The organism is bacterium (assembly GCA_026398675.1).
Classification (GTDB): domain Bacteria; phylum RBG-13-66-14; class RBG-13-66-14; order RBG-13-66-14; family RBG-13-66-14; genus RBG-13-66-14.
Genome location: JAPLSK010000105.1, coordinates 1 through 7,005, shown reverse-complemented (window position 1 = coordinate 7,005; position 7,005 = coordinate 1). Strand labels below are relative to the sequence as shown.

At 68.7% G+C, this 7,005-nt stretch carries 4 protein-coding genes and 1 pseudogene; 4 read left to right on the top strand and 1 reads right to left on the bottom strand.

Annotation, left to right across the window (positions count from 1 at the left end; translation table 11 throughout):
* Nucleotides 1-199: 199 nt before the first annotated feature.
* From NTW26_02405 to NTW26_02390, 4 genes are all read left to right on the top strand, one after another.
* The gene (locus tag NTW26_02405) at nt 200-2,062 is read left to right on the top strand and encodes an ABC transporter ATP-binding protein (GenBank protein MCX7021124.1); all 1,863 of its coding nucleotides are present in this window, start codon (nt 200-202) and stop codon (nt 2,060-2,062) included.
* Nucleotides 2,059-4,224 carry a DUF2723 domain-containing protein gene (locus NTW26_02400; GenBank protein ID MCX7021123.1) on the top strand — a complete coding sequence of 722 codons (2,166 nt, stop codon included), beginning with the start codon at nt 2,059-2,061 and terminating at the stop codon, nt 4,222-4,224. The genes NTW26_02405 and NTW26_02400 overlap by 4 nt, the downstream gene beginning before the upstream one ends.
* Nucleotides 4,225-4,443: 219 nt before the next feature.
* Nucleotides 4,444-5,667, top strand: coding sequence for a hemolysin family protein (locus NTW26_02395; protein MCX7021122.1), 1,224 nt, complete (start codon nt 4,444-4,446; stop codon nt 5,665-5,667).
* Between the two features lie 10 nt (nt 5,668-5,677).
* Nucleotides 5,678-6,268, top strand: a complete 591-nt coding sequence (locus tag NTW26_02390; GenBank protein MCX7021121.1) for a Maf family protein — start codon at nt 5,678-5,680, stop codon at nt 6,266-6,268.
* A 619-nt stretch (nt 6,269-6,887) separates the two neighbouring features.
* On the opposite strand, the pseudogene NTW26_02385 reads toward NTW26_02390, so the two are convergent.
* Nucleotides 6,888-7,005: pseudogene (locus NTW26_02385) on the bottom strand (acetate kinase).

Below are 7,005 nucleotides of genomic sequence, written 5' to 3'. Positions count from 1 at the left end.
GGGGCCGGGCTCCTTTTTTCGCCGGGGCGTTACTCGGTTCGCCGGGGGCGTAGCTCGGTTCGCCAGGGGCGTAACTCGGTTCGCCGGGGGCGTAGCTCGCTTCGCTCGGTTCGCTCGGTTCACTCGTTTTTACTCCGGATTGATGGTATCCTAACGGCGCTGAAAGATCGGCCGGCGAGCGGAGCTACGCTTTTTTAACGTGAAAAAAGACGAACCCGTACTCCTACCCCTGGGTCGGGCTCTCGGGCGCTACCTACGGCGGTACAAGCTGCCGGCGGTGGTCACCGTCATCGGCTCGACTCTGGCCGCCGGGCTGGAGACCCTCTTCCCGATTCTCTTGGGCTGGCTGGTGGACATCCTGGGCGGGAAGGCCCCGGAGGTGCTCGGGACGCTGGAATCCTGGGGGTTCGCCGATCCGCACTCCACGGCGCTCTGGCTCCTGCCGACGGCGATGGCCGTGGCGATGTTCGCCGCCGGGTTCTTCTCCTTCCTGGGCATCTACGCCTCCGCCCGCATCGGGCTCGACCTGACGGCGCGCGTCCGCCGGGCCTGCCTGAGGAAACTGCTCTCCGTCCCCTACGTTGATTTCACCCGCTCCAAAACCGGCGAGATCCTCTCCCGGGTCCACGAAAACTCCCAGGGGTTCCTCGAAGCCACGGTCACCCTGCGCGAGGCGGCCCAGAACGCCCTGACCGTCGCCATCGTGGGGACGGTGGTCGTGCTCCGCCACTGGCAGCTCGGGCTTTACCTGGCGGGTGTATTCGCGCTTCTGGCCGTCGCGGTTGTTCTCGTCAACCGTCACCAGCGCCGGTACTCCGAGCGGGTGGCCGACACCTCGGCCCGCATCCTGGGCTACGCCGGGGAGAGGCTGTCCGCCATCGAGGTCGTGGCCTCCTTCGGGGCCGCGGGACGGGAGTCGGTGAAATTCACCGAGCTGGCCCACCGCTACTTCAAGAACCGCCTCAAAGGCGAGATGATAACCAGCGCCTTCCGCGGGCTGGTCCAGCTCGTGGCCGGCGCCGGCCTCATGGGGATGCTCATCTACGGCGCCGGGCTGGTGCGGGGCGGGGCGATGACCACCGGCTCCCTCTTCGAGTTTCTCGGCCTGGTGGCCATCGCCTTCGAGCCGCTGAAAAACCTCTCCCGGGCCCGGCTGGCGCTCGTGCCGGCGGGTATTCAAATCGGCCGGGCCGCGGCGGTCCTCTCTTGGCCCAAGGGGGGCGCCCCCGAGGAGTTGCCGCTGGGGAAGGGAAAGCTCAGGGAGCTGCCGAATCCCCGTCTCCTCGATGACCCGGTGGAAACCGGCGGGCCGGCGGAGGTCGTCGGGATCGAGGGAGAGCTCTGTTTCGAGGACGTGGCGTACGAAGCCGGGGGGGAGCGCATCCTGGACAAGGTCGGCTTCACCGCGCCCCGCGGGAAGATGACGGCCATTGTGGGTCCCAGCGGCGCCGGGAAGTCAACCCTGCTGAACCTCGCCCTGGGCCTTTTGGAACCGACGGAAGGGCGCGTCCTCCTCGACGGGAAACCCCGGGAAAGCTACGATCGGGCCGCTCTGGCCCGGCTCCAGGCGCTGGTCCCCCAGGAGGTTACCCTGACCGCGGGCAGCGTGGCGGAGAACCTGCGTCTGGCCAAGCCGGGAGCCGACGAGGGCGAGCTCTGGGAAAAACTGGGGCTGGCCCAGGTGGACGACGTGGTACGCCGCCTCCCCGACGGGTTGGCGAGCGAGGTCGGCGAGCGGGGCTGCCAGTTCTCCGGCGGCGAGGGGCAACGGCTGGCCATCGCCCGCGCCCTCTTGCGCGATCCCCGCATACTGGCCCTGGACGAGCCCACGGCCAACCTGGACTCGGAGAGCGAGGACCGGATAAACGCGGCCCTGGCAGACGTCCTCCCGGGGCGCACCGTCCTGGTCGTCGCCCACCGGCTCGCCACCGTCCGCGACGCGGACCGGATCATCTTCCTCGAAGGCGGTCGCGTGGTCGAGGCCGGCACCCACAGTGAGCTGATGGAAAAAAACGGCCGATACGCGGAGCTGGCCCGGCTCCAATCCACCGACGAACGATGAACCGACGGGATCTCGGCTGGGCCGCGGCCATCGCCCTCGCTTCCCTGGTCGTCTGGGGGTCGTTCGCCGCGCGGGATTTCTACATCGGCGACTCGACGGAGCTGGCCGGCGCCGCGGCGAACCTCGGCGTCGCCCACCCGCCCGGCTACCCCTCCTTCATCCTCCTGTCCCATCTGTTCATCGGCCTGGGGCGCGGTATCGGCGTTCCCCCCGCCCTGGCGGGGAACATCCTCGCCCTGCTGGCGGCGGCGCTCGGGGCGGCCCTCCTCTGGCTCGGGCTCCGGAATTTCGGCCTTTCGCGCATCCCAGCCCTCATCGGCACCCTGGTCTGGGTCTGCGGACCCCTGGTCACCGGTCAGGCGCTCACCTACGAGGTCCACGCCCTCCAGCACCTGCTCCTGGGCGCGGCCTTCTTCTTCGCCGCGAGGGCGATCGGCGGACGGGACAACGGGCCCTCCCCGTGGAACGGATTGGCGCTCTGCCTCGTCACGGGGCTGCTATTCACGAATCACTACTCCGCCGTGGTGCTGCTCCCGGTCTTAGGCTGGTGCCTCTGGCGCTCCTCCCGGGGGGTCGAGAGCGGCGGAAAAGCGCTTTGGATCGGCCTGGCCGTCGCGGCTTTTATAATCCCGCTCTCGGCCTACCTGTACCTGCCGCTCCGTGCGGGGGCCGATCAGGCTTACGACTACGGCATGGCCGGCAACCTGCCCAACCTCTGGGCGCACCTCACCGGAAAGAGCTACGCCTACAGCTACGTGGAGGGAAGCCGATTCGCGGCGGCGTTCCCCGCGGCGGGGGGGATGCTCTTCGATTCCATCCCCTGGCCCCTGTGGGCGCTGGTCCCCCTCGGGCTCGCCGAGCTCTTCAAGAGGAGTAAGGGGTTGGCGGTTGCCGGACTCACCACCGCCGTCCTCACCGCCCTGGTCCTGTTCTTCTACCGCATCGTGGACCCCCTGGACTACCTGGCGCCCCTGGTGATGCTCGCGGCGGTCTGGGCGGCCTTCGGCGCCGAATGGCTCCAAGCGCGTCTCGGGGAGAAAAAGAAACTCGGGGCGGCGCTGGCCGGTGTCGCTCTGGCGCTGGGTCTCGGCTGGTGGGCCTACTCGGCGGCGACCGCCGAACGGCCGCTTTCGGGCGCCATCGCCAGGGCCGGCGCCCAGGACACCCTGCGAGAGCTCACCCCGGGGGCGCTCTACTTCGGCGAGGGCGACGACGTTCTCTTCGGACCCCTGGAGCTCACCGCGGAGGGCCTCCGGCCCGACGCCCTGGTCCTCGACGAGCTGGGCAACCTCAACCGGGGGCCGCTGGGGACCGTCTACCCCACCCTCTACGGCCAGGTGCGCCGCAACGCCCGGGATGCCTTCGCCCGGCGCTGGGCCGCGGGGGGCGGCGCCACCCAGCTCTCGATCAACACCGTTCAACCGCTGTTCGGCATCGGGGGCCAGCGGCCTCTCGGGCTGACCCTCCGGCTGGGCTACCCCGACGACCCCGAGCTGGACGCGGTCAACCGTCCGGTCTCCCCCGACGAGCCGTGGCGGTACCAGCGGCTGGGCGGCCTCCACCGCCTCGCGGAGCTGGAAACCGACGACCCGTATCTGGAGAACGGGATGGGTTTCACCGCCCGGTTGCGGGGCCTGGCCGCGGATCGGCTCACCTTCCGGGCCGTGGGCGCGCTGGCCGCGGACCCGCTTTCGCCACTGGGACCCGGGCTCCTGCGACAGGCGCTGGACTTGGCGCCGGCTAGCGTGGTCAGCCTGTCCCGGGTGGCCCAGGCGGCATACCGCGGCGCGGTGTGGGGGCTCTGCGCCCTGGAAACCGGAGCCCCGGCCGCCGATCTGCCGGAGATACTCCCCCGCTGGTTCACTCCCACCGGCGGGGCCATCGCCTTCCGGGAAAGGCTGCCCGACGACCCGCGGTCCGGGGTCGTCGAGGCGTACCTCGGGCTCGGGGTCGAGGCAGAGGAGATTGCCCGCCGGTACGGAGAAACGCCAGAGATGGACTTCCTCCTGGCACTGTTCGAGTTCGGCCGGGGCGACTACTCCGAGGCGCGCCGGCTGGCGGACGGAATACGGGCGCCGTCCGAGACGCTGACCCCCCTCTTGAACGCGCTCCGGCGCGAGCTCGACGCCCGAGGAAAGGCGGACGCAAGTTCCGCTAATTGACGCCGTCCAGCCTCTTGTGCTATCTTGATCCGGGAAGTGGACACCTTTCACTCTCCCAAGTCTTACTATTTGCCCCCATCGAGGAGGCTTCCCAGTGATGGAAGCGGAGTACCCTCCCAGTACCTACGGGCGGGAGCCCAACGACGATCCCGCCCAACCCGTCCCCCCATTCACCACGCATCCGACGGATCGGTCCGCTCCGGTTGAGGAGGGGGGCCGATGACCGGCGGCGTCATGTGGCTGGAAGGCCTCCTGTGCGGGGTTTTTCTTCTGGTCGGCTTCCTCGTCAACTACTCCCTCTCCCAGCTGGGCCCCCGGCTGCACCGGGAGGGCGAGGCTCACGCCTCATCCCCGTGGACTCTACGCCTGTTCCCGGTCCTCCTGGCCCTGGTCGGGGTGGGGGCGGTCATCACCGGTCAGTCCTTCTTCAGCGGTCTGACGGCCGAGACATGGGCCGTCTGGGTCGCCTGGCCCGCGGCGGCCGTACTCGTCTCGGTCGTCGTCATCCTCCTTCCCCGGGCCCTGGGGCGGGGGGCGAAGCCGCACCGGGTCCTGCGCGGTCTGCTCTGGCCGCTGGCCCTGGCGGTCGCGCCGGCGTGGTTCATCATCTTTCTCATCTCGTGGCCCTTCATCCGCCTGTCCGGTCGGAGGCCGGACCGGGAAGACCCCTTCGGCTGGGTGACGCCCCACCCGTCACCCGCGACAAAGGGGGACGAGGTGGTCGAGCAGGCGCGGGAGATGGCCCGCCAACTCGCCGACTTCCCGGAAAAAACGGTCAAGGAAGTGATGGTCCCCCGGATAGACGTCTTCTGCCTGGACATCGAGGCCCCGCGTCACGAGGTCATCGAGGCGGTCACCCAGCGCGGGCATTCCCGCGTCCCGGTCTACTCCGATACCATTGACGACATCCGGGGCATCCTCTTCGTCAAGGAGCTTCTGACCCTCGACCGGTCCAAAGCCGAGGAACCCCTCCCGGTGGAGCTCCTTCACGAGCCCATCTTCGTCCCGGAGACCAAGCTCATCGGCAGGCTCCTCGCCGAGTTCCAGGCCACGAAGAACCAGATAGCCGTCGTGGTGGACGAGTACGGCGGGACCGCCGGCATCGTAACCATCGAGGACATCCTCGAGGAGATCGTGGGGGAGATAGAGGACGAGTTCGACGACGACGAGGAGCTCATCCACAAGCTCGGGGACGGCACATTCCTGGTGGACGCCCGGTGCGACATCGAGGAGGTCAACGAGACGGTGGGCTGCCTCCTCCCCGACGAAGATTACGAGAGCCTGGGCGGTTTCATCATCGCCGAGCTGGGCCACATTCCCAAGCCGGGCGCGGTCGTGGAGAACGGCGGGTACCGGCTGGAGGTTATCGAGGCGACGCCGAGGCGGATAAAAAGCGTCCTCCTGGCTCCCAAGCCGAAGACCGAGGAATCCGACGAAGACTGAAGCGAGGCCGATGACCCACCCTCTAGTGCTGGCCAGCGGAAGCCCCCGGCGCAAGAAGCTCCTGGAAGAGGCCGGGGTTTCCTTCACCGTCGTCGTGCCGGATGTGGACGAATTCTGGCCCGACTCGGACCCGGTTCAGGCCGTGGAACTGGCGGTGTGCAAGGCACGGGCGGTCGCGAAGTCGCGCCTGACCGGCGAGGTAGTGCTGGCCGCCGACACCATCGTCCGCCTCCGGGGAAGGGTGCTGGGGAAGCCCCGCGATGAGAAAGAGGCGCGCTCCATGCTCGCCGCCCTGGCAGGCGCGGAGCACACCGTGACCACCGGCGTGGCAGCCATGCTGGCGCCCGATGGAGACCCGCTCACCGTCCGGGTGGACAGCCGGGTGCGGATCCGCCGGATGACCACCGGGGAAATTGACGATTACGTCGCCACCGGTTCGTCCCTCGATAAAGCCGGCGCCTACGCCGTCCAGGACGAGCGGTGGAACCTCGTGGAACGGGTCGAGGGCTCGGTGACCAACGTCATCGGCCTGCCGGTGGAGGAAACGCTTAAGCTCCTGGAAGCGCTCGACCGGATGGGGAATCAACGCACTCGACGGTGATGATAAAACCTCTCGATCGGCTCACCATCCACTTCATCGGCGGACAGCTGGCCCTCGAGCTGCCGCGGACGCTGTCCACCAAGCTCGCGGAGCTCTACCGACCCTTTCTCGCCGACGGACCGGCCCCGCTTACCATCACCTTCGACGAGATGCCGGTGGTGAATTACAACATCGAGCTCGGTTTCCGGTTAATCTACCCCGAGGTGAGCGGGCGGCGCGTGATTCGCGAACCCCGATTCGAGCTGGTTCCCACCGAGGCGGGCGCCCGGGTGAAGTACTGCCTGGGCGGTTATCTGGGGGTGGACTTCGTGCTCCGGGCATGGGCGGCCATGTGCCTCCTGCCGCCGGAGAGCTTCCTCTTCCACGCCGCGGGGATCGTCACGTCCCGGGGAAGAGGCTTTTTGATATGCGGCCGTTCGGGCAGCGGGAAAAGCACCCTCGCCGGGAATCTCATCGGCAGACCGGGATGGCACGTGCTCTCCGATGAGATGCCCGCCGTGCGACTGGGCGACGGGGGCTGGACCATCGAATTCACCCCCTTCTGGGGCGACCTGGAGCCCCGGATGCCGGCGGTGACCCGGGCCGGGCTTACCGGCATCTGCGCCCTTGAAAAGGGGGACGCCGTGAGGCTGGAACCGCTGCCCAGGTGTGCGACCACCACGCGGCCCGCAGCCGGCTGCGGCGCGAGTTCCCGCAGGTGGCCGGCAATGTACTCGCACGACAATCCGTGAAAGCCG

What these genes read in the sequence shown, in the direction of transcription:
- NTW26_02400 (MCX7021123.1), top strand. Translation starts at nt 2,059, where the DNA reads ATGAACCGACGGGATCTCGGCTGGGCCGCGGCCATCGCCCTCGCTTCC.
- NTW26_02395 (MCX7021122.1), top strand. Translation starts at nt 4,444, where the DNA reads ATGACCGGCGGCGTCATGTGGCTGGAAGGCCTCCTGTGCGGGGTTTTT.
- NTW26_02390 (MCX7021121.1), top strand. Translation starts at nt 5,678, where the DNA reads ATGACCCACCCTCTAGTGCTGGCCAGCGGAAGCCCCCGGCGCAAGAAG.